The following is a 23,186-nucleotide window of genomic DNA, read 5'->3' on the forward strand; positions in this document are numbered from 1 at the left end:
AATTTAAACGGCTGAAAAAGGGGCATCGAACTGCGCCGATACCCCTAAAGTAGACACACATTTTGTCCTATAAGCCCAAAGCTGATTTGGCTAATCGCGGACAACATTTCGTTCATTTAGTGTGTTCAACGGGGTTGTTTTGGGATGTTGTTCACATTGATGCAGGTTATTGAGGTACTGGCGGTGATTGGGGGCGTTCCTGAAGCCCAGACGGAGCAGAGAGATGCACTGTTAATCGCGTTTGTCTAACAAACTATGTACAGACATGTGAAATAAATTGTGCAACTTTTTGTTGGCGTAGGAGGGGTTTGCGGCGCAAGGTATTTTGGCATGAAAAAAGGCCTTCGGAATACCGAAGGCCTTTGCATTCACGATGGTGGAGACGAGGGGGATCGAACCCCTGACCTCTTGACTGCCAGTCAAGCGCTCTCCCAGCTGAGCTACGCCCCCGTGACGAGGAGATACTATAGGGGAAGTTGGCACGGCGTGCAAGGACTTTTTTGGGGTCAGATTCTAAATACCTATTGATATAGGTAAGCGATAGCGGTGCCGGTGTGGACTTGGATCGTGGCTGTTGACCTGACGACGTTGCTAATGCCGGTGTCGGCCAACAGGTCCAGGGGGCTGTGGTCTAGCTCCCACTCTAGACCGTGTTCGCTTACTACCGTCCCAGGAGCTATAGCGATGACGGAGAACGTCTTGCCCTCGGTGCCTTCGATGGTCCATGATTCGCCTGCGTGAAGGATGCGGGCGACCACCTTGTCCTCGGCAATCCAGACTGGGGCGTCCTCGTAGCCCGCGAGTAGGCCCAGTACGGAAAGCGCCATGTCCGGACGGCCGCCCGTTGCGCAGGTCGCGACCACTTCGGCACCCGGCCAGCGACGACGGACGGAATCGAGCGCAAGCGCCAGATCGGTATAGTCCTTGTACGGGTCGTGGCGCTCAACTTCAAAGTCGGTGGCGACTTCGACCAGCGCGCGGCCCGCGTCGCTCACCGTGTCGGCATCCCCCACATAAACATCGCAGCCCAGTCCCGCGCCCAGCAGCGCGTCGAGTCCGCGGTCCACGGCGACAACGTGGCCGCACTCCCCTGCTAGCCTACGCAACAGATCCGCGCTCGCCACCACGGGCGAGCCGCAGACCACTAATACCTTGCAACCCACAGCTCTCGCCTATCCCTCAAACGAAAGCACGCGGGCCAGGTCAAGCTCCTCGTAGCTGTCGATAAAGATATCGCAGTTGGCGCGTACGTCGTCGCGCTTCATGCGGCCGTGCGGGTCATAAATACCCAGGCGCATAAAGCCGGCAGTGCCAGAGCTCTTAAGGCCAAAGACGGCGTCTTCAAACACCCAGGCGCGCTCAAACTGGTGCCCATGGCGCTCCTCCAGACGGCGCAGCGCCAGCTCGTACACATCGGGGAACTGCTTGGAGCGCCCGGCCTCACCTGTGGTGGTCACAAACTCCATGTAGCGATCAAGGCCAGCACCCGCAAGCGCAGATTTAACCAGCTCGGCCGGTGTGGACGTAGCAACGCACATGGCAATACCGGCCTCCTTTGCCTGCTCCAAAAATGCCAGGAGCCCCTCGCGTGGCGGCACCTTGGAGTACCCATCAATCAAAATATCGCTCAGCTCGCGGTAGAGCTCCTCGCCATTCGCACCAATGCCCCACGTATCGTGGTAGGCCTGGCACTCGTCCTCGAGCGACAAATGCTCAAACTGGGCAAAATCGTCGACCGTCACGTCAATCCCGTGACGGTGCAATAACTCGGGCTGGGCATAGGCCCAAACGGGGGTGCTATTAACCAGTGTGCCGTCGCAATCGAAAATAAAAGCAACCTTGGGAGCGGCGGTATGGGACATAAACGAACCTTTCGATGTCAAATGGTAAACAACCTGCTAAAAACGTTTTACCAAACGTCAGCCTAACAATTTTGAAACCCTAATTGGTAAAACTGCCAAGAGTTTTACCACGGCAATTCTGCCAGTGGTATAAACATGTCGCTTACCGATTAAACGCCCCCGCAAATCCGCTTTCGTCCATAAAACTAACGCACAGGTGTTATCGTAGTTTCTGCCGAAAGTTCCACCGAGCACGCGAGGTGGAACGAATCACAGAAACTTCGCCGTCCCTTCGATTCGTGCAGCCTTGGACCTTTCGCATCTAGTCACCAAGGCAACACGCTGCCGCGTCATGATGGGATCAAACGTGAGCGATACAAAGCTAAAGCCAACGGCTAAAAAGCCCGCAACCCGTAAAGCCGCTCCGCACGCACCGGAGCTCTCCAAGGACGATGTCTACCTGTTTGGCATTGGAATGTGGGAGCGCAGCTGGGAAAAGATGGGCGCGCATCCCGACACGCAGCAGCGCACGCGCGGCTGGCGCTTTTGCGTTTGGGCGCCCGACGTAAAGAGTGTCCATGTCATTGGCGAATTTAACGACTGGGATGAGGAAGCCAACCCGCTGGTGCCCGTTCATACGAGCGCTATTTGGGAAGGCTTTATTCCTGGCGCCGAGCAGGGCCAGCTTTATAAGTATCTCATCGAGACCAACGAGGGCGAAAAGCTCTACAAGGCCGATCCGTATGCTTTTAAGGCCGAGTGCCCTCCGGGAACGGCGAGCGTGCTGTGGACCCTCGATGGCTACAAGTGGAACGACGCCGCATGGCTCAAGCGCCGCGCCGGCCACAACCACATGTCGCAGCCGCTTAACATCTACGAGGTGCATATTGGCTCGTGGAAGCGCCACGGCGACGCGCCGCAAGGCGAGCCCGACGAGTACGGCAACTACCCCGGCCCCATGGACCCCTTCCCCGCGCAGCGCGGCGAGTTCTACACCTACGACGACCTGTCGGTGGAGCTCGTGGACTACGTGCGCGATATGGGCTACACGCATATCGAGGTCATGCCGCTTATGGAGCATCCCTTTGATGGCTCCTGGGGCTACCAGACGACCGGCTATTACGCCGCCACCTCTCGCTACGGCAACCCGCAGCAGCTCATGCACTTTATCGATGCGTGCCACGAGGCGGGCATCGGCGTGATCATGGACTGGGTGCCCGGCGGTTTTTGCGCCGACTCCCACGGCCTTGCCACCTTTAACGGACACATGCTGTTTGAGCACGAGATTCACCCCAACTGGGGCACGCACAAGTTTGACTTCGCCCGCGGCGAGGTCCGCTCCTTCCTGGTCTCCAACGTGCTGTATTGGCTCGAGAACTTCCACGTTGACGGCATTCGTATGGACGGCGTGTCCAGCATGCTGTACCTCAACTTTGGCATCGACGATCCCGGCCAAAAGAAGTTCAACAAGTACGGTACCGAGGAGGACCTTGACGCCAGCGCGTTTATCCGCCAGGTCAACTGCGCCGTGGAGGCCCACTACCCCGACGTGATGATGATGGCCGAGGAGTCCACCGCGTGGCCGCTCGTGACCTACCCGCCGCAGGACGGCGGCCTGGGCTTCCACTACAAGTGGGACATGGGCTGGATGAATGACACCCTGCACTACATGCAGACCGATTTTCCGTGGCGCCCCGGCAACCACGGCCTGCTCACGTTCTCCATCATGTACGCCTTTACCGAGAACTTCATTTGCCCGCTGAGCCACGACGAGGTTGTGCACGGCAAGTGCTCGCTCATCGGCCGCATGCCGGGCGACTGGTGGCGCCAGTTTGCCGGCCTGCGCACGCTCGCCTTCTACCAGATGACTCACCCCGGTGCCAAGCTCAACTTTATGGGCAACGAGATCGGCCAGTTTATTGAGTGGCGCTACTACGAGTCCATTCAGTGGTTCCTGACCGAAGAGTACGAGACCCACCGTCATCATCAGGCGTTTATCAAGGCGCTTAACCACCTGTACACTGCCGAGCCCGCCCTGTACGAGCGCGGCTACACCGACGACGGCTTTACCTGGATTGACGCGGACAACTCCAAGCAGTCCATCGTGAGTTTTGTACGCCAGGGCGAGGACGTAGACGATGACCTGGTGATCCTGATCAACTTTGACCCGGCGAGCTACGAGAGCTTCCGCGTGGGCGTGCCGCGCGAGGGTGACTGGGAGGTCATCTTCGATTCCGACCGTCCCGAATTTGGCGGCAGCGGATACGCCGGTGAGGAGCCCTACACCTGCTCGAGCGAGCCTTATCCCTGGAACGGGCAGATGGACTCCATCGAGATCAAGGTGCCCGGCCTGGCTGGCGTGGTGCTTAAGCGCCGCGGTCCCAGCAGCTATAAGCCGCCGGTGGTTGAGGAGCCCAAGAAGGCGACGCGCAAGCGCTCGTCCTCGGTAAAGCCCAAGCCCGCAGCCGCTAAGAAGGCTCCGACTAAGGCGAAGGCTGCAAAGCCCACCGCCAAGGCCACGGTCAAGTCAACCACGGCCAAAAAGGCAGCCACCAAAAAGGCTGCTCCCAAGGCCAAGGCAGCTGCTGTTAAGGCTCCTGCCAAGAAAGCGTAACAAAGGCGTTACCACTGTAATTACCCGCCCCGCGGGGGCGTAGGATACAAGTCATAACCGTTCCGGGAGAAACATCCCCGGGGGAAGGAACGTATGAATAAGATCTTCGACAACAAGCAGGAGTTTACCGAGCTCTATCGCGATGCCGTCATGAGCATCAGCGGCAAGAGCGTCGAGGCCGCCAGCGACCTCGACCGCTTTAACGCCCTGGCAAAGCTCGTGGCCGAGAAGGCGCGAACCGTTGCCACCAAGAGTGACGCCCGCGCCACCGCCGAGGGCAAAAAGCGCGTGTACTACTTCTCGATCGAGTTTTTGATCGGCCGCCTGCTTGACAACTATCTACTCAACTTTGGCGTGCGCGACATGGTCGCCGAGGCGCTCGACGACATGGGCTTCGACCTGTCCGTCATCGAGAACCAGGAGCCCGATCCGGCTCTGGGCAACGGCGGTCTGGGCCGTCTTGCCGCATGCTTCCTGGATTCCATGGCAGCCGAGGGCATTGCCGGCTACGGCAACGGCATGCGCTACCGCTACGGCCTGTTTAAGCAGGAGATCGTCAACGGCAGCCAGGTCGAGGCCACCGACGAGTGGCTTACCCACGGCTATCCCTGGGAGGTCCGCCGTCAGGACAAGGCCGTGACTATTAAGTTTGGTGGCCATGTTGAGGGCTTTGAGGAGAACGGCCGCACGTTCTACCGCACGGTGGACACGCAGGACATCCTGGCCGTCCCTTATGACATCCCCGTCGTGGGCTATGCCGGCGAGACTGTCAACAAGCTGCGCGTCTGGGCTGCCGAGCCGGTCGAGGAGCACTTTGACCTTGAGGCCTTCAACCGCGGTGACTATGCCCTGGCCGACGCCGAGCGCGCCGAGGCCGAGGCCATCAGCGCCATCCTCTACCCCAACGACGCCGGCGAGCACGGCCGTCTGCTGCGCCTGAAGCAGGAGTACCTGTTTGTCTCGGCCGGCATCTACAGCCTGCTCGACACCTTTGAGAAGGAGCACGGCGAGAACTGGGAGCTGCTGCCGCAGTTTGTGGCCATCCACACCAACGACACGCACCCCGCCATGTGCGGTCCCGAGCTCATGCGTATCCTCATCGACGAGAAAAAGCTCGAGTGGGATGACGCTTGGAGCATCGTGACGCAGGTCGTGAGCTACACCAACCACACTATCCTGCCCGAGGCCCTGGAGAAGTGGCCCATCGGCATGTTCTCCAAGCTCCTCCCCCGTGTGTACCAGATCATCGACGAGATCAGCCGTCGTTGGCACGAGTCGTTCGACACCACGCAGGAGGGCTGGCAGGAGCGTCTGCGCCAGACCGCCATCCTGTGGGACGGCGAGATTCGCATGGCCAACCTGTCCGTGATCTGTAGCCACAGCGTCAACGGCGTGGCCAAGATCCACTCCGACATCATCAAGAACATCGTGCTCAAGGACTTCTATGCCCTGACGCCCGAAAAGTTCAACAACAAGACCAACGGCATCTCGCACCGTCGCTTCTTTGCCGAGGCCAACCCCACCTATGCCAAGCTCGTGACCGAGGCCATTGGCGATGGCTGGCTCAAGGACGCCTTTGAGCTTGAGAAGCTCAAAGAGTTCCAGAACGACACCGAGTTCCTGAAGGCCGTGGGTGCCTCCAAGCGCGCCAACAAGGAGCGCCTGGCCGCCTACGTTAAGGCCGAGACCGGTCTGGTCATTGACCCCAACACCGTCTTCGATGTTCAGGTAAAGCGCTTCCACGCCTACAAGCGCCAGCTCATGAACATCATGAAGGTGATGGACATCTACAACCGTCGCATCGCCGATCCCAACTTCCACGTGACGCCGACGACCTTCATCTTTAGCGGCAAGGCTGCCTCCAGCTACACCTTTGCCAAGGAGACCATCCGCCTCATTAACTCCGTGGCCGAGGTCATCAACAATGACCCGCGCGTGAACGAGGTCATGAAGGTCTGCTTTATCCCCAACTTCCGCGTGAGCAACGCCCAGCTCATCTACCCCGCCGCCGAGATCTCGGAGCAGATCTCCACGGCCGGCAAGGAGGCCTCGGGCACGTCCAACATGAAGCTCATGATGAACGGCGCCATTACGCTGGGCACCCTCGACGGCGCCAACATCGAGATCGCCGACCTGGCCGGCCGCGAGAACGAGGCCATCTTTGGCCTGACCGCTCCCGAGGTCGAGCAGCTCTGGGCATCGAACAGCTACTTTGCGTGGGATACCCTCAACGGCGATCGAGAGCGCCTGGGCCGCGTGATGGACGAGCTTAAGGACAACACCTTCGCGGGTCTTTCGGGCAACTTTGAGAGCATCTACAACGAGCTCATGAACAACAACGACCCCGACCTGGTCATGGCAGACTTCCGCAGCTACGTGGATGCATGGGAGAAGCTCACCGGCAGCTATGGCGACCAGGAGACCTGGAACCGCAAGGCGCTGCTCAACACCGCCTCGAGCGGCTGGTTCTCGAGCGACCGCACCATTCGCGAGTACCGCGACGAAATCTGGCACGCGTAAAGGCCGCGAGCTCCCCTATGCCAGCACGGCATTACTCGACGGGCGTGACGTTGCGCCGCGCCCGTCGCTAATGGGTTTAGGAACATCGATGACAGAAGGAGAAATCGATGAGTAAGAAAGAATGCATCGCGATGCTCCTCGCAGGAGGACAGGGCAGCCGATTGGGGGCACTCACCCAAAAGATCGCTAAGCCGGCGGTTAGCTTTGGTGGCAAGTTCCGCATTATCGACTTTTCGCTCTCCAACTGCTCCAACTCGGGCATCGACACGGTGGGCGTTCTGACGCAGTATCGCCCCTACCTGCTGCATGCCTACGTGGGCTCCGGCGAGGCTTGGGATCTGGACAGCCGCGACGGCGGCGTTTCGATCCTGCCGCCGTACGAGACGCAGACCGGCGGCGCATGGTATGCGGGCACGGCCGACGCCATTACGCAGAACCTGGACTACATCAAGGCCAACGACCCCAAGTACGTCCTGATTCTTTCGGGCGATCACCTGTATCGCATGGACTACCGCAAGATGCTCAAGACGCACATTGAGAACAACGCCGACCTCACGGTGAGCGTTATGCCCGTGCCTTGGGAGGAGGCCAGCCGCTTTGGCATCCTGACCACCGACCCCGAGGACGGCCGCATCATCAAGTTCACCGAGAAGCCCGATAAGCCCGATTCGAATCTCGCGTCCATGGGCATCTACATCTTCTCGGCCGACGTGCTGATCGAGGCGCTCGAAGAGGACGCTCTGGACCAGCGCTCGAGCCACGACTTTGGCAAGGACATCATCCCCAAGCTGCTCGGCGAGGGCAAGCGCCTGTACAGCTACGAGTTCCACGGCTTTTGGAAGGACGTCGGCACCATCGCCAGCTTCCACGAGACCTCGATGGACCTGCTGGGCAACAACCCCGAGTTCGATCTGTTCGACAAGCACTTCCCCATCATGTCCAACATCACCACGCGTCCGCCGCACTACATTGGCCCGGACGGCCGCCTGGACGACTGCCTGGTCTCCAACGGCTGCAAGATCTACGGCACCGCTCGCCACTCGATCCTTTCGACCGATGTCATCATCGAGGAGCGCGCCGTGGTCGATGACTCCGTGCTGCTGCCGGGTGCGCACGTTAAGAGCGGCGCGCACATCTGCCGCGCTATTTTGGGCGAGAACTCCACGGTCGAAGAGGGCGTGAAGCTCGGCTCTGTCGATACCACCAAGGATACGGCCGTCGTTGGAAATGACGTCGTTATCGGGAAGGGGGAATGATCCGATGATCAATCGCAAGGCCATCGGTTATATCACCGCTAACTACTCTTCGAGCTACGGCAGCGTCCTGCTCAAGGACCGCCCCATCGCGTCCGTTCCCTTTTTGGGCCGCTACCGCCTGATCGACTTTCCGCTGTCCAACATGATGAATGCCGGCATTAAGACCGTCGGCGTCGTCATGCCGGGCAACTACCGCTCGCTGATCGACCACGTTGGCTCGGGCAAGGACTGGGGCCTGGACCGCAAGAAGGGCGGCCTGTTCATGGTGCCCGGCAACGCGTATGGCACCACCAAGGGCGGCATGCGCTTCCTGCTGCGCGACATCATCTCCAACAAGACGCTGTTCCAGCGCTCGGACAAGCCCTATGTTGTGATGATGGGCACCAACATCATCTTTAACATGGATCTCAACACCATCATCGACGCGCACGAGAACTCCGGTGCCCAGATGACCGTGGTGTACTGCAAGGCCACGCGCAACGTCGATGACGAGACCAAACTCGAGATTAACGAGAACGGTCGCCTGACGGGCGTGAGCGCTGGCGTCGCGTACGGCGACAACGCCTCTATGGACTGCTGCATCGTCAACCGCGAGACGCTGCTCGAGATTATCGACCACTACCAGGCCGCCGACTATCTGGACCTGCTCGAGGCACTCCAGGGCGACTTTGGCAACATCGACGTGTGCAGCTACGAGTACAAGGGCGAGGTCGTGGGCGTGTTTAGTGAGAAGTCGCTGTATCGCCGCAGCATGGACCTGCTTGACCAAACCGTGGCCGACCAGCTCTTTGACCCCGAGCGCCCGATCCTGACCAAGGCTCACGACGTGCCGCCTTCGCGCTATGCGACCGGCAGCCACGCGTGCAACTCGATCATCTCGGCCGGCTGTATCATCAAGGGCACCGTGCGCAACTCGATCCTGTCGCGCGGCGTCGTGGTCGAGGAGGGCGCCTCGGTGACCAACTCGATCATCAACCAGAGCTGTGTCATCAAGAGCGGCGCACGCGTTGAGAACGCCATTCTGGACAAGAACAACGTGGTTCCCACCAACACCGAGCTTCGCGGCACGCCCGAGAACATCCTGGTGCTGGGCAAGGCTCCGTTAACTTCCGACACCACCATCGTACGTTAACGTTGGCACCGAAACATCGCTCGTAACATGTAGAATAGCCGCCCGGTTAGCGCCAGGCGGCTATTCTCGAATTGCAACATGGGAGACAATATGGCAGATTCCAGCAAAAAGATGCAGATCGTGTTTGCCTCGGCCGAGTGCGCACCGTTTGTTAAGACCGGTGGCCTGGGTGACGTGGCGGGCTCGCTGCCTGCGGCACTCGTGCGCGCCGGCGCCGAAGTCATCGTGATGGTGCCCAAGTACGCCACCATCAAGGACGAGTACAAGGCGCAGATGGAGCACTTCTCCGACTTTTACGTGAGCCTGGGCTGGCGCAACGAGTACTGCGGGCTGGAGAAGCTCGAGCGCGACGGCGTCACCTATATGTTCGTGGACAACGAGCGCTACTTTGCGCGCGACTATCCGTACGGCTTCTTTGACGATGGCGAGCGCTTTGCGTTCTTCTCCAAAGCCATCACCGAGAGCCTGCAGCACCTGCCCGAGGGCTTTGAGTGCGACATTCTGCACTGCAACGACTGGCAGACGGCACTGGCGCCCGTGTTCCTGCGCGAGTTCTACCAGGGCCTGCCGCTGTACGACCGTGTCAAGACCGTGTTCTCGATCCACAACGTGGCGTTCCAGGGCCAGTTTAGCGACACCGTGATGGAGGACATCCTAGGTGTGGCGCATATTCCCGCGGCAGCTACGCAGCTGCGCTGCGACGCCTGCAGCATCAACTACATGCTGGGCGCGCTGCACTATGCCGATGCCATCACCACGGTGAGCCCCACCTATGCCAACGAGATCCAGACGCCCGAGTTTGGCGAGGGCCTGGACGGCGTGCTGCGCGAGCGTTCCTATGCGCTGCAGGGCATTTTGAACGGCATTGACGTTGCGGGCTTTGACCCGGCGACCGATAAGCGCATTGCCGCCAATTACACCGTGGAGGACCGTTCCGGCAAGGCCGTGTGCAAGGCCAAGCTGCAGGAAGAGCTGGGGCTCGAGGTTCGCGACGACCGTCCGCTCATGGTGATGGTCACGCGTCTGACGCGCCAGAAGGGCCTAGACCTTGTCATGTACGCGCTCGACCGCATCCTGGCCGGCGGCGTGCAGGTGGCGGTGCTGGGCACCGGCGACCGCGACTACGAGGACGGCCTGCGCTACTTCCAGGACAAGTACCCCGGCACCATGGCGGCTCGCATCGAGTTCGATCCGGCACTGTCGCAGCGCATGTATGCTGCCGCCGACATGTTCCTGATGCCCTCGAAGTTTGAGCCCTGCGGCCTGTCGCAGATCATCGCCATGCGCTACGGCACCCTGCCCATCGTGCGCGAGACCGGCGGCCTGAAGGACACCGTGATCCCGTATAACGAGTTTACCGGTGAGGGCACGGGATTCTCGTTTAGCAACTTTAACGGCGACGAGATGGGCGACGCCGTGTTCCGCGCGGCACGCCTGTTCTGGGATAACCGCGAGGCCTGGAACCAGCTGGTCACGCAGGCTATGAGCCAGGACTTTAGCTGGACGCGCTCGGCCGATAAGTATCTGGACCTGTACTTCTTTATGCATCCTGAGATTGAGAGGCCGGCGGCTGTGACTGAGGTTGCAGCTGTCGATGAGCCCGCTGCCGCTGAGGAGCCCAAGGCCGAGGAGAAGCCGGCTGAAGCCGAGCCCGTTAAGGTCGATCCTGAGGTGAAGGCTGAGGTTGTTCCTGAGGCAAAGGCCGAGGCCAAGCCCGCTGCAAAGCCCGCAGCTAAGAAGACCACGACCCGCAAGACGACCGCCAAGAAGGCTACGACGACCAAAGCTGCTGCCACCAAGACTGCCGCAGCAAAGACGACTGCTGCCAAGGCAACGACCACGCGCAAGCGCACGACCGCTGCTGCCAAGAAGGCCGCAGAAGCCGAGGCTGCTCCCGAGGTAAAGGCAGAGGCCGCCGAGACTAAGCCGGCCGCCAAGGCTCCGGCAAAGACCGCTGCTAAGAAGACGACCACGACCGCCAAGAAGGCAACGGCAGCCAAGAAGACCACGGCAACGAAGTCGACGACCACGAAGGCCGCCACGACCAAGTCAGCCGCAAAGCCGGCAGCCAAGGTCGAGGAGACGCCTGCAGAGTCCAAGGCGGAGGCAACCGTCGAGGCCAAGCCCGCTGCCAAGACCGCCACGCGCAAGCGCACCACGACGGCCAAGAAGGCCACGGCAAAGGCCACAACTCCCAAGGCAGAGATTAAGCCCGCTGCTACCAAAGAGGAGCCCAAGGCCGAGGTAAAAGCCAAGCCGGCGCCGAAGGCCGCTGAGGTCAAGGCTGAGGTCAAGGCCGCCCCGAAGGCAGAGGCCAAGCCCGAGCCCGCCAAGGAGACTCCGGTCTCCCCCGCCGCTCCGGCAGAGAAAAAGGCTCCGACCAAGAAGACGTCCGTCCGCAAGGCAACGGCCACCCGCAAGCGCCGCTAGCCCACAGACGATTCAAAACCTCATCAAACCCTAAGTAAGGGGCGCTCCAACCGGGCGCCCCTTCTCTGTAGGTAGTTGGTAAAACGATTTTCTAGGACAACCGTTCGCCGATGGTAAACGGATGTTGTTTATACAGCCTGTGTACAACAGATATACTTACATCCTGTGCGTAAAGCCCATGGCCAGCAGGCCATGATTCTATTGAACTGGACCGTACTATGAGATTGATACACAACAGCCGTCTGCCGCAGTTTCGCACTCCGTTTGGCGCTGTGACCACAGGAACTACCCTTTCGCTCTCCGTGATTCTGGAGGATGCCGATCCCGTGCAGGCGACGCTTACGCTCCGGACCTGGGTCGATGAGATCGGTGAGTCTCGGTATCCAATGACGCACGAAGGCGACGGCATCTTTACCGTAGAGCTTGAGTGCGCCGAGCCCTGTCTTATCTGGTACAGCTTTATATGCAATATCGAGGGCCAGCCCGAGGTCCGCTTGGGCGCACCGCAGGGACGCACCGGCGGCGAGGGCGTAACCTACGACTACGCCGAGGTGCCGTCATTCCAAGTCACCGTCTACAAGCACCGCGAAGTTCGACCCGAGTGGTACGAGCGCGGCATGGTCTACCAGATCTTCCCCGATCGCTACGCCCGCGACGAGCACTGGCGCGAGCGCACGCTGACCGAAGTCGAAAAGCCGCGCAACGGAATCCAGCGCCGCATGGTCGAGGACTGGAACGAGCCGCCCGTATACGAGCGCGCCGAGGACGGCTCCATCAAGACCTGGGACTTCTACGGCGGCTCGCTCAAGGGCATCCAGGAAGACCTGCCCCGCATCGCTGAGCTGGGCTTTACAGCCATCTACCTCAACCCCATTTTTGAAGCCGCGAGCAACCACCGCTACGACACCGCAGATTACACCAAGATCGATCCGATTCTGGGCACCGAGCAGGACTTTACCGAGCTGTGCGAGGCGGCCGAGAAGCTGGGCATTTCCATCATTCTGGACGGTGTGTTCAACCACACGGGCGACGATTCGATCTACTTCAACCGCTACGGCAACTACCCCGGCGTGGGCGCGTGGCAGAGCGAGGATTCGCCGTGGCGCGATGCGTTTTATTTCCACGAGGACGGCTCGTACGACTGCTGGTGGGGCGTGGGCAATATGCCCGCCATCAATGAGAGCTCCGAACTGGTACGCGAGCGGCTCCTGGGCAAGGACGGCGTCATTCGTAAATGGCTGCGCGCCGGCGCTCACGGCTGGCGCCTGGATGTGGCCGACGAGCTTTCGGACGATTTCCTGACCGAGATCAAAAAGGCCGTACTTGCCGAAAAGCCCGACGCGCTGCTGCTCGGCGAGGTCTGGGAAGACGCCTCCAACAAGATCAGCTACGGCCATCTGCGTCGCTACCTGCAGGGCTCCGAGCTGGACTCTGCTATGGATTACCCCTTCCGCGACATGGTCATCGGCTTTTTGATGGGCTACAAAAACGCCTACCAAGCTGCCGAGGATATCGAGACCCTGCGCGAGAACTACCCGCGCGAGGCATTATCCTGCGCGCTCAATCTGCTGTCGAGCCACGACCGCCCGCGCATTATCTCGGTGCTCGGCGGTGGCCCCGACGAGTCGCAGCTGCCCGAGAGTGAGCGCAGCAAATGGCGCCTGGACGAGAACTCCATGGGCCTGGCCAAGAGCCGCTTTTGGCTGGCGACGCTCATGCAGATGACGTTCCCGGGCGTTCCCTCAATCTATTACGGTGACGAGTACGGCTTGGAGGGACTCACCGATCCGGGTAATCGCCGCACCATGCCGACCAAGGAAGACCTGCACGACTTCGATACGTTCGCGATCGTCAAGAACGCATCTGCTGTGCGCCGCGCGCTGCCGTTTATGATCGACGGTGAAATCAAGGCTTTCGCGCTCAATGACGAGGTGCTGGCCTACAACCGTACCGGTAAAGACGGCGAGTCCGCGACCGTCATCATCAACCGCAGCCTGCGCAATTCGCATCGCGTGACGATTCCGGCGCTCGGCGAATGTGCGAGTGACGTGATCAGCGGTCACGAGTGTGAGATTCATAACGGTACGGTCACGCTCGATCTGTATCCGCTGGGCTCGTCGATCATCTATCACCACGCCGAGCAGCGCCTGCAGGAGCCGCTCGATCACGGTGCGGGTGTTGTGTGCCATATCACATCGGTGCCGACCGACGACGGCAAGCCCGGTACGATCGGCGCACCCACGCGTCGCTTTATCGACCATCTGGCCGCCATGGGCATGCGCTACTGGCAGGTTCTTCCCGTCAACCCCACGGACTTCTTCCGCTCCCCTTATGCCGGTCCTTCGGCCTTTGCAGGCAATATCGACCTGCTACCCGAGAGCCACGAAGAGCTGGCAGCCGACTTTGAGACCTGGAAGGCCCGCGGCGGCGAGGATGCCGATCCGCTGTACACCGCGTTTAAACATCGCAATGCCGATTGGCTCGAGAAATACTGCGTCTACATGGCCGTTAAAAAGTACTTTGAGGGCGAGTCGCGCCATGATTGGCCGGCAGATGTCGCGCGCTACAACGAACATCTGATCGACGACAAGCGCTTCCACAACGAGGCCGAGCTTCAGGCGTACATGCAGTACCGCTTTGACCTCGCTTGGTGCGAGCTCATGAACTATGCGCACAAGAAGGGCATCGAGGTTATCGGGGATATTCCTATGTACGTGTCCGACGATTCGGCAGACGCGTGGAGCGAACCCGAGAACTTCTGGCTGTCCGATACCGGCAAGGCGATTGAGATTTCCGGTGCGCCGCCCGACAACTTTGCGCCCGAGGGCCAGGTGTGGGGCAACCCAACGTTCCGCTGGGACCACATGAAGCAGAACGGCTATAGCTGGTGGATGGATCGCCTGCGTCGTGCGTTTTCGCTCTACGACCGCGTGCGCCTGGATCACTTCCTGGGCTTCCACAGCTATTTCAGCATTCCCGCGGGTAAGGCATGCGCCGACGGGCGTTGGCTGGCAGGCCCGGGCAAGGACCTGTTCCAGACCGCCTACGACGAGCTGGGTCCGCTCAACTTTATCGCTGAGGACTTGGGCTATCTGACGCCCGGTGTTCGCGCCATGGCATCGACCTGCGGTTTCCCCGGCATGGACGTGCTGGAGTTTAGCGACTACGACGTTCGTTGCGGAATTCATCCCACACCGGGCAAGATCCTGTATACCTCGACGCACGACACCTCGACGCTTGCCGGATGGTGCACACACTCCTTTGCAGGCGGCGACGAGCCGAGCGGCATTGAACTGGCAAGCGAGCTCATGGGCAACGCCCTGGCCAGCGATGCTCCGCTCGTGATGATGCCGCTGCAGGACGTGCTAGGACTGGGCGACGATGCACGTATGAACGTGCCGGGCGTGGCCACGGGCAACTGGACCTGGCAGGCTGAGGAGGCCGACGTTGCGGCAGCCGAGGAGAAAACTGCGAAGCTCCTGCGCAGCACCCATAGATTCTGGGGCGAAGCGTGATAAAACCCCCGATATAGGGTACAGTTACAGACGTTTGAATTTTTGCGGGCAGAGCGATCTGCCCGCTTTGTGCTGAAAAGGAAGTATTATGGCGCGCTACGATTACAAGTGCACGAGCTGCGGCAACGTGTTTGAGGTTGAGCACCCCATGTCCGAGACGCCCGAGGTCGTATGCCCCAACTGCGGCGCCCCGGCGGCCAAGACGTTCTCGGCCAGCGGCATTAAGTTCGACGGCAGCGGTTTCTACAACACCGACCAACGCACTGGCGGCTCCAGCACCAGCGCCACCAGCGGCTGCTGCGCCAACTGCCCGCATAGCCACTAGAAACCAAACAGCCCCGCGATCGACACCGATCGCGGGGCTGATTCTTTAGCTACCCAGGCATCTTTATGAGTTGCGGTGAAATAAGGACTATTTGGCGGGTAGATGCCGCTATTCAATCCCTATTTCACCGCAACTTAGTAGTTACTTGTGGACCAGGCGGGCGCAGAAGTGACCGTCGTAGGAGTCGGCGTTTACGGGGACACTTTGGAAGAGGCCTCGAGGGTTTTGGCGGAGAGTGACGAGGCTCTTGGCGTGGTCGTACTCGGGGAGCTGCAGAATCTGGGCTTCGGAGAGCGGTGCCACGATAAAGACGGCGCCCTCGGAAGAGGCCAGGAAGGCATCCACGACCTGCGTGTTCTCTTCATCAAAAACCGAGCAGGTGGCATAGATAAGCTCACCGCCGGCAGCAACGCGCGCGGCTGCTTCCTTGAGCATCGTCAGCTGTAGCTTGGGCAGCTCAGTCGTAACGTCGTTCTCGGTCAGACGCCACGGTATCTCGGGATGACGGCGCATGGTGCCGGTGCCAGAGCACGGCGCATCGATAAACACCGTGTCGAACAGGGCGGGCTCGCCGAGCATCGCGTCAAAGGACGTGAGCACCTCATTGAGCTCGCAGGCATCGCCCGACACCGTACGAACACCCGTTATACCCGCCTTATGCAGGCGTGCGAGATTCTGATCGCACTTGCGATCGTGCAGATCGAGCGCGGTATGCTGACGCTCGTACCCGGCACGCTTGGCCTGGCACATCATCACATAGGTCTTGGTGCCGCGACCGGCTCCAATCTCCAGGCAACGACCGGGACGTGTAGCGGCAGTAGCGATAAGCTGAGCGTTGAGGTCCGAGGCAACCGCGGCAGCACGCTCAAACACGCCCGATGCAACCGTGACCTGCGCATCGACCGGAGCATGGCAGCCCGGGAAGACAGGCGCAACGAGCTGCGAGATATACGGGTCGGCCTTGGTCGCAAACGCATTCTCGTGCAGTGCAAGCGGCGCGGGGGCCAGATTACCGGCAAAGTTGAGCGCGCCCTCGGGCGTATCGAACGAGGCCATAATACGAGCGCACAGCCAACGAGGAAGACCCATCAAACGCGAAAGGCGAACCAAACGGCGCTCGGAGTCATCCACGTCAGATGCCGTGGCAAAATCCTCCACGTTGTCCGCAACCTTGTGCAGCACCGCGTTAGCCAGGCCCGCGGCAGACTTAACACCGCTGCGCACCAGCTCAACACCCTGACTCACCGCAACGCGACCAGGCGTATGCAGATAGAGCATCTCGAAGGCCGAGATGCGAAGCGCCATGCGCACACGAGGCGCGACCTTTTTGGGCTTATCAAGAAACTGGTCGAGCAGCTCATCCAAAATGCCCTGGGTGGCCGCAACGCCAAGTGCCAAACGAGCGGCAAAAGCAGAATCGCGCTGATCAATGGCCCTGGCCGAGGCACGGGACGAAAGCACGTCGCGCGCGTACATGCCGCGACGATCGGCCTCCATCAAAACATCAAGCGCGAGCTTGCGCGCGGGAGACAGCTTACTCATGACAGAACACCCCAGATAAGATCGGCACCCTGCAGCCCGGCAGCCCAGGCAGAAGCGGCCATAGCACGCTTGCCATCGGGCTTAACCTCGAGCAGTTCGACCGCGCCGTCGGACAGGCCCAGGTAGACGCGCTTGGCCTGAACGGCGACGAGCCCCTCGCCAAGCGACAAGACTGCCGGCGCTGCATCGAGCACGCGCACGGTCTTGCCGGCAATCACGCAACGAGCGGGAGCGGCGTCGGACGAGGCAAGCACATGACACACGCAATCAAGCGCTGCCATCTGAGGATCCAGACGCATCTCCTGCTTAGAAATCTTGGCAGCATGGGTAACAAGCGACTCATCCTGTTCAGTCCACACGGCGGTGCCATCGGCAAGCGAAGGAAGCGTATCGGCAAGCAGTTTGCCGCCAAGCTCAGCAAGCTCCATGGTCAGCGCCTCGGCATGCTTACCGGCAACCGACGTGGAAGCCTGGGCACAATAAGCGCCGGTATCAACGCCATGTCCAATACGCATAATAGAAACGCCAGCAACCTCATCACCAGCGAGAATCGCACGCTGAATGGGAGCAGCCCCACGCCAACGAGGCAGCAAGGACGCATGAACATTCACAATACCAAGCGGCGCCATATGCAGCACCTCATCGGGCAAAATGCAGCCATAGGCAGCCACACAGAAAATATCGGCCTGGACAGCCCGGAGCGCCTCAATAACCTCCGGCGTCATACGATTAGCCTCAACAACCGGCAACCCCAGCTCAAGCGCCTTGGCCTTAACAGGAGAAGGCACAAGCTTCTTACCACGCCCGCGAACAGCATCGGGACGAGTAACAACAAGCGCAATCTCATTCCCAGCCTCGACGAGCGAAGTCAACGAAGGCACAGCAAAATCAGGCGTACCCATAAACACAATACGCATAAAGGACGTCTCCCCTCAACCAAAGCCGAGACGGCTACAAATAACAGCGGAAAGCCAAGTCACCAGCCCATCCGCAATAACAATTCGACAAGAACAAATATACCCAAAACCAAAGAAAGAGCCGCAATAAAAGCAGCTCCCTCTCAACAAAGACTATCAGCGAAGACGCCCCTCCCTGGCCCGACGGCACCCGGGCGAACCGAGCCAGAACAACGCAGTCCCCGGTGCTGAGCGCCCACATATCGTCCCGCGCGCAGTTTCGCAGCGCAGCGAGAATGTTTGAGCACGGGATGATATGTGGGCGCTCAGCACCGGGGACGGTGGGATCTACTCCGTCTCGCCCGGTCGAGCGCCGCGGGCTAGGGCGTCCTGGTACTCCTTGACGGCCTTGATCCTCTGCATGGGCTTCAGTCGCTCGAACATAGTGTTGCCGTGCAGGTGATCGATCTCGTGCTGCAGACACACGCAGAACAGGTCGCCCGAGGCCTCGTAGCGAATCAGGTTGGCATCCAGGTCATACGCCTCGACGACGACATGGTCGGGGCGCTCGATCTCGCAGCTAATGCCGGGGATGGACAGGCAGCCCTCGCTGAACGGCACCAGATGGTCGCTTTGCTCAACAATGACGGGATTGATGAGCACGTACGGATCGTAGTCGTTCTTGTCGCTGTAGTCGCAGTCGATGGTGACAAGCTGAATGAGCTCGCCGATCTGCGGAGCAGCCAGGCCGCAACCGCCGTTCTCGAACATCATCTTCTTCATCTTCTCGGCAAGCGCCTCGATCGCCGGGGTGATTTCCTCGATGACGGCACACTCCTGGCGCAGACGAGGGTCGGGCGACAGTACGATTCCGTTGGCTTCCATGGCCATCCTTTCGGTTTGTTACATCAAATCATAGGCGTCGACGTCAACGCTCACGCTCACGCCGCGCACAGAGCCCACCTCTTTGAGGCAGACGTCGATATCATCAGAGACATGGTACCCTACCGGCGACTTCACAAGCAGATGGAAGCGGTAACGGTCCTTGGCTCTCTCGATTACACACGAAGCCGGGCCCAGCACCTGCGGCACGGCGCTCCCCGCCCGCAAAAAGTCGGGCGCGGCGGAGTGCCAGCGGCGCTTGAGGAGCTTTGCGATGCGCCCGATATAATCCTGCGCATCATCGCGGTTTGCCGACCACACCAAAATGTTGACCAGGCGCACGAACGGCGGATACAGTGCGTCGCGGCGCTGGTCCAGGTCGTAGTCGGTAAAGATCGAGCGATCGTGCTCGGCGACGGCGCGGATGACCGGGTCCTCGGGCAGATAGGTCTGGATGATGACCTCGCCGGGGCGATCGCCGCGACCGGCACGGCCGGCGACCTGCTCCAGCAAATCGTAGGCACGCTCCCCCGCACGAAAATCGGGAAGCTTGAGGGCAAAGTCGGCATTGACCACGCCTACGAGCGTGACTTCAGGAAAATCGAGACCCTTGGCAATCATCTGGGTACCCAGCAGCACCGCGCAATCGGCCGCATCGAACTGCTCGAGCAGCTTTTTGTGCGCGTCCTTGCCGCGCGTGGAATCGGCGTCCATGCGAATGATGGCAACGTCGTCGGGCAGCATCTGATGCAGTGCGTCCTCGATCTGTTGCGTGCCCAGGCCCATTTTTGCCAGGTAGCGGCTACCGCACTTGGGGCAGCGACTCGTGGGCGCGGGATACGGCTGCACACGCCAGGACGAACCACAGGTGTGGCACTGCAGCGTATGGGTGCGTTCGTGGTACGTAAGCGCCGTGGAGCAATGGTTGCAGGTAGGGACGCAACCGCACTCGCGACACATTAGGAACGGCGCAAAGCCGCGACGGTTGTGCAGCAACACGGCCTTTTCGCGACGCTCGACCACGCGCTCGAGGCCTTCCATCAGCGGTTTTGAGAACATTGAGCGGCTACCGTGTGAGAACTCGCGACGCAGGTCGGCAATACGCACCGTAGGCAGGACCGCGTGCCCCGGACGTTCGGGCATCTCGACGCGCGTCCAGGTGGCACCGTTATACGTGCCGCGGCGGCAGCGATCGAGGGCCTCGGCCGAGGGCGTGGCGGAGCCCAACACGAGCGGGCAGCGGTAGCGCCGCGCCATCTCGGCCGCCACTTCGCGCGCATGGTAGCGCGGACTAGAACCCTGCTTGTAACTGGTCTCGTGTTCCTCGTCGATGATAATGAGCCCAAGGTCGCTGAGCGGACAAAAGAGCGCCGAGCGGGCGCCGACGACCACGCGGGCCGCACCGCTGGCGACCATATCCCACTGGTCCAGGCGCTCGCCGGCCGAAAGGCGCGAGTGAAAGACCGCAACCGTCTCGCCAAAGCGCGAGCGGAAGCGGCCGACGGTTTGAGCCGTCAGCGAAATCTCGGGCACGAGCACGCAGGCCGAGCGACCGGCCGCGAGCACGCGCTCGATAGCGGAGAGGTAGACCTCGGTTTTGCCGGAGCCCGTAACACCGTCCACGAGCACCACGTCACCGTGTGCATCCAGGCGAGCGCGCTCAATCTGCGCGAGCGCCTGCTGCTGGCCGTCCGTAAGTGCGACCGGCGCTTTGCCGCTCGCGGAGGACAGCGTAGTCTGCTCGCTGCAACCGCGCCAGGCACGGCGCTCCTCCACCACCACGACACCGCGTTTTTCGAGCGCCTTGATGGTCGCCGACATGCTGTTGTAGAGCAGATTGAGATCGCGCGTCGTGACGGGGCCGCACCGGAGCGCCTCGATGAGCTGGCGCTGGCGAACGGCGGTCTTGGGCGGCGTATAGTCGAAGCCCTCGGGCGTGAGCATGACCCAGCGGTTTTGAATCGGCTTGACGGCGGGACGCTCAACGGTCCACACGCCGTCATCGCCCTTGACCACGCGCGGGCTGCCGCCCGGAGGCAAAAACAGGCGCAGGCACTCGGAAAGCGTCGCGACGTACTCGCGGCTCATCCAGCGCGCGATGCGGGCAGCCTCGGCTGTAAAGAGCGGTTTGCTGAGGATGGCTTCGACGGGCTTGATGCGCGAAGGGTCGAGAGCGTTGTCGCCTTGCAGGTCGCCCAGCTCGGGGGCAATATCAACGATGTAGCCAGCGGCGGCACGGTTGCCAAAGTGGACCAGGACCGTCGATCCGACCTGGGCCTCGTTGGCAAGGGACTCGGGGATGCCGTAAGCAAACGGTTCGGACAGCGCACGGGTGGGGATGTCGAGAACCACGCTCGCGTAGGCGGCGAGGGGCTCAGGTGCAGGCTCGGGCTTGGCCGGGGCGGCAGCGGATGCCGGTGCCGCCGGAGTCTCCTCCGATTCCGGCGAACCAAACAGCGAAAGTTGCTCGGCCATGGCCCCAGCACCTCCTATCCCATACGTCTACAGAAACAAGAGCCCCGCTCGGGGTGAACGGGGCTCGGATACATACGTTTGCGCAGCGATTACAGCGCCATCGTGCGGGCGCGGTCGATACGCGCCAGGCAGTCGTCGCGGCCGACGAGCGCCATGGTCTCGCCCAGCGGAGGGCTCACCATGTTGCCGCAAACGGCGACGCGCACGGCCTGGAACACCACGCGCTTCTTGAGGTCCATCTGCTCGGGCAGCGGCTCAAGCGCAGCGTCGATGTTCGCGGCTGTCCACTCGGTAACGCCCTCGAGCGCTGCCTTGGCGGCATCCAGAATGGCACCCATGCCTTCCTTGGCCAGGCCCTTGTTAACGGATTTTTCGTCATATTCGAGCGTCTCGGCCGTGGCAAAGATGGGGGCGGCGACGGTCACGGCGTCGGCCGGCATCTTGGTGCGAGGCTTGACGATGGCAGCGAGCGCGTCGATCCAGTCCTCGCCGTACTCGACGTTACCCTCGATGAGGCCTGCCTCGTGCAGCTCGGGGACCATGATCTCGTCGGCAAACTGCGCATCGGACATGCCGTTGATGTACTCGGCATTGACCCAGTCGAGCTTCTTGGGGTCGAAGGTCGCGGGGTTTTTGGAGATGCGGTCGAGCGAGAACTTGCTGGCCAGGACGTCGCGCGGGATGATCGTGGTCTCGCCATCGAGCGACCAACCCAGCAGCGCCAGGTAGTTGACGAAGGCATCGGGCAGGTAGCCGGCGTCGCGGTACTCCTCCACCGAGGTGGCGCCGTGACGCTTGGAGAGCTTCTTGCCGTCGGCGCCCAGAATCATGGAGATGTGGGCGAACGTGGGCACGGGCGCGCCGAGGGCCTCGTAGACCATGACCTGGCGCGGGGTGTTGGACAGGTGATCGTCGCCGCGAATGACGTGGGTGATCTTCATCATGGCGTCGTCGACGACGGTCGCGAAGTTGTACGTGGGCGTGCCGTCGGAGCGGAAGATAACAAAGTCGTCGAGCTCCTTGGCATCGAAGGTCACCTCGCCGTGGACGGCGTCGTGGATGACGACGTCGCCGCGGTCCTCGGGCACCTTGATGCGCAAGACGTAGGGCTCGCCGGCCTCGATGCGGCGACGGGCCTCCTCGGGATCAAGATCGCGGCAGCGACGCTGATAGCCCTGGAAGGGGTCCTTGCGCTCCTGCGCGGCCTTACGGTCGGCGTCGAGCTGCTCCTTGGTGCAGAAGCAGGGATAGGCCTTGCCCTCGTCCCAAAGTTTCTGGGCGGCCTGCTTGTACAGGTCCAGGCGCTCGGTCTGGGCGTAGGGGCCATAGTCGCCGCCCACCTCGGGACCCTCGTCCCAGTCCAGGCCAAGCCAACGCATGGCGCGCAGGATGATCTGCGTGTTCTCGTCGGTGGAGCGGGTGGGGTCGGTGTCGTCGATGCGCAGGATGAACGTACCGCCGTTTGAGCGGGCGAAAGCCCAGTTATAGATAGCGGTGCGGGCGCCGCCGATGTGCAGCTTGCCCGTCGGTGAGGGTGCAAAGCGGACGCGAACGTCTGATGCCATGGATATCTCCTCGATTGCAGGATGGTTGTCTAACCGCACCAGTATAAAGCAACAATGCGACCTCCGCACAAAGGGCACCGACCCACTCATTGGGGACAGACTTAAATGACCACTCGTTGGGTGTTCCTATAGTTTTGTCAACCGTCGGGGCTACTCCCGGTAGGGCACCCGGTCGCGCATCACGGCGTATATC

The 23,186-nt window shown here is 61.0% G+C and carries 14 protein-coding genes and 1 tRNA gene; 7 read left to right on the plus strand and 8 right to left on the minus strand.

Annotation, left to right across the window (positions count from 1 at the left end; all coding sequences use genetic code 11):
• Window positions 1–374 precede the first annotated feature (374 nt).
• The 3 genes from AB5164_RS06105 to AB5164_RS06115 all read right to left on the minus strand — a co-directional run bounded on the left by AB5164_RS06105 (window position 375) and on the right by AB5164_RS06115 (window position 1,862).
• A tRNA-Ala gene (locus AB5164_RS06105) sits at window positions 375–450 on the minus strand.
• A gap of 71 nt (window positions 451–521) precedes the next feature.
• Complete coding sequence (locus tag AB5164_RS06110; protein ID WP_368142894.1) at window positions 522–1,163, minus strand: thiamine diphosphokinase; 642 nt, start codon at window positions 1,161–1,163, stop codon at window positions 522–524.
• Window positions 1,164–1,172: 9 nt separating this feature from the next.
• Entirely contained in the window at window positions 1,173–1,862 is a 690-nt protein-coding gene (locus AB5164_RS06115) for an HAD family hydrolase (RefSeq protein ID WP_368142892.1), read from the minus strand.
• A 331-nt stretch (window positions 1,863–2,193) separates the two neighbouring features.
• On the opposite strand from AB5164_RS06115, the gene glgB reads away from it, so the two are divergent.
• The 7 genes from glgB (at window position 2,194) to AB5164_RS06150 (ending at window position 15,633) form a co-directional block, all read left to right on the plus strand.
• A complete protein-coding gene (gene glgB, locus AB5164_RS06120; protein WP_438265619.1) occupies window positions 2,194–4,455 on the plus strand; it encodes a 1,4-alpha-glucan branching protein GlgB in 2,262 nt (753 codons plus the stop codon).
• Between the two features lie 93 nt (window positions 4,456–4,548).
• Window positions 4,549–6,975, plus strand: coding sequence for a glycogen/starch/alpha-glucan phosphorylase (locus AB5164_RS06125; protein WP_368142890.1), 2,427 nt, complete (start codon window positions 4,549–4,551; stop codon window positions 6,973–6,975).
• Between the two features lie 107 nt (window positions 6,976–7,082).
• Window positions 7,083–8,231 (plus strand): glucose-1-phosphate adenylyltransferase, encoded by a 1,149-nt coding sequence (locus AB5164_RS06130; RefSeq protein ID WP_368142889.1) that lies wholly within the window; start codon window positions 7,083–7,085, stop codon window positions 8,229–8,231.
• A gap of 4 nt (window positions 8,232–8,235) precedes the next feature.
• A complete protein-coding gene (gene glgD / locus AB5164_RS06135; RefSeq protein ID WP_346981317.1) occupies window positions 8,236–9,363 on the plus strand; it encodes a glucose-1-phosphate adenylyltransferase subunit GlgD in 1,128 nt (375 codons plus the stop codon).
• 90 nt (window positions 9,364–9,453) lie between these two features.
• Window positions 9,454–11,793 (plus strand): glycogen synthase GlgA, encoded by a 2,340-nt coding sequence (glgA, locus tag AB5164_RS06140; protein WP_368142888.1) that lies wholly within the window; start codon window positions 9,454–9,456, stop codon window positions 11,791–11,793.
• Window positions 11,794–12,011: 218 nt separating this feature from the next.
• Window positions 12,012–15,308, plus strand: coding sequence for a 4-alpha-glucanotransferase (locus AB5164_RS06145; RefSeq protein ID WP_368142886.1), 3,297 nt, complete (start codon window positions 12,012–12,014; stop codon window positions 15,306–15,308).
• An 88-nt stretch (window positions 15,309–15,396) separates the two neighbouring features.
• Window positions 15,397–15,633, plus strand: a complete 237-nt coding sequence (locus AB5164_RS06150; RefSeq protein ID WP_250787134.1) for an FmdB family zinc ribbon protein — start codon at window positions 15,397–15,399, stop codon at window positions 15,631–15,633.
• A gap of 141 nt (window positions 15,634–15,774) precedes the next feature.
• On the opposite strand, the gene AB5164_RS06155 is transcribed toward AB5164_RS06150, so the two are convergent.
• The 5 genes from AB5164_RS06155 to gltX all read right to left on the minus strand — a co-directional run bounded on the left by AB5164_RS06155 (window position 15,775) and on the right by gltX (window position 22,993).
• Window positions 15,775–17,175, minus strand: coding sequence for an RsmB/NOP family class I SAM-dependent RNA methyltransferase (locus tag AB5164_RS06155; RefSeq protein WP_368142885.1), 1,401 nt, complete (start codon window positions 17,173–17,175; stop codon window positions 15,775–15,777).
• Window positions 17,172–18,092: a methionyl-tRNA formyltransferase gene (gene fmt / locus AB5164_RS06160; protein ID WP_368142884.1), complete on the minus strand. Its 921-nt coding sequence runs from the start codon at window positions 18,090–18,092 to the stop codon at window positions 17,172–17,174. Before fmt ends, AB5164_RS06155 begins: the two co-directional genes overlap by 4 nt.
• Before the next feature lie 327 nt (window positions 18,093–18,419).
• Complete coding sequence (gene def / locus AB5164_RS06165; protein WP_035138252.1) at window positions 18,420–18,956, minus strand: peptide deformylase; 537 nt, start codon at window positions 18,954–18,956, stop codon at window positions 18,420–18,422.
• Between the two features lie 18 nt (window positions 18,957–18,974).
• Window positions 18,975–21,428 (minus strand): replication restart helicase PriA, encoded by a 2,454-nt coding sequence (gene priA, locus AB5164_RS06170; RefSeq protein ID WP_368142883.1) that lies wholly within the window; start codon window positions 21,426–21,428, stop codon window positions 18,975–18,977.
• Between the two features lie 89 nt (window positions 21,429–21,517).
• Complete coding sequence (gene gltX, locus AB5164_RS06175; RefSeq protein WP_368142881.1) at window positions 21,518–22,993, minus strand: glutamate--tRNA ligase; 1,476 nt, start codon at window positions 22,991–22,993, stop codon at window positions 21,518–21,520.
• Between the last annotated feature and the right edge of the window lie 193 nt (window positions 22,994–23,186).

The organism is Collinsella aerofaciens, from assembly GCF_040915425.1.
GTDB lineage: Bacteria > Actinomycetota > Coriobacteriia > Coriobacteriales > Coriobacteriaceae > Collinsella > Collinsella aerofaciens_BW.

Bases quoted from the DNA above. Each gene is read 5' to 3' on its own strand.
- AB5164_RS06115 (WP_368142892.1), bottom strand. From the start codon at position 1,862: ATGTCCCATACCGCCGCTCCCAAGGTTGCTTTTATTTTCGATTGCGAC.
- glgB (WP_438265619.1), top strand. From the start codon at position 2,194: ATGATGGGATCAAACGTGAGCGATACAAAGCTAAAGCCAACGGCTAAA.
- AB5164_RS06125 (WP_368142890.1), top strand. From the start codon at position 4,549: ATGAATAAGATCTTCGACAACAAGCAGGAGTTTACCGAGCTCTATCGC.
- AB5164_RS06130 (WP_368142889.1), top strand. From the start codon at position 7,083: ATGAGTAAGAAAGAATGCATCGCGATGCTCCTCGCAGGAGGACAGGGC.
- glgD (WP_346981317.1), top strand. From the start codon at position 8,236: ATGATCAATCGCAAGGCCATCGGTTATATCACCGCTAACTACTCTTCG.
- glgA (WP_368142888.1), top strand. From the start codon at position 9,454: ATGGCAGATTCCAGCAAAAAGATGCAGATCGTGTTTGCCTCGGCCGAG.
- AB5164_RS06145 (WP_368142886.1), top strand. From the start codon at position 12,012: ATGAGATTGATACACAACAGCCGTCTGCCGCAGTTTCGCACTCCGTTT.
- AB5164_RS06150 (WP_250787134.1), top strand. From the start codon at position 15,397: ATGGCGCGCTACGATTACAAGTGCACGAGCTGCGGCAACGTGTTTGAG.
- AB5164_RS06155 (WP_368142885.1), bottom strand. From the start codon at position 17,175: ATGAGTAAGCTGTCTCCCGCGCGCAAGCTCGCGCTTGATGTTTTGATG.
- fmt (WP_368142884.1), bottom strand. From the start codon at position 18,092: ATGCGTATTGTGTTTATGGGTACGCCTGATTTTGCTGTGCCTTCGTTG.
- def (WP_035138252.1), bottom strand. From the start codon at position 18,956: ATGGAAGCCAACGGAATCGTACTGTCGCCCGACCCTCGTCTGCGCCAG.
- priA (WP_368142883.1), bottom strand. From the start codon at position 21,428: ATGGCCGAGCAACTTTCGCTGTTTGGTTCGCCGGAATCGGAGGAGACT.
- gltX (WP_368142881.1), bottom strand. From the start codon at position 22,993: ATGGCATCAGACGTTCGCGTCCGCTTTGCACCCTCACCGACGGGCAAG.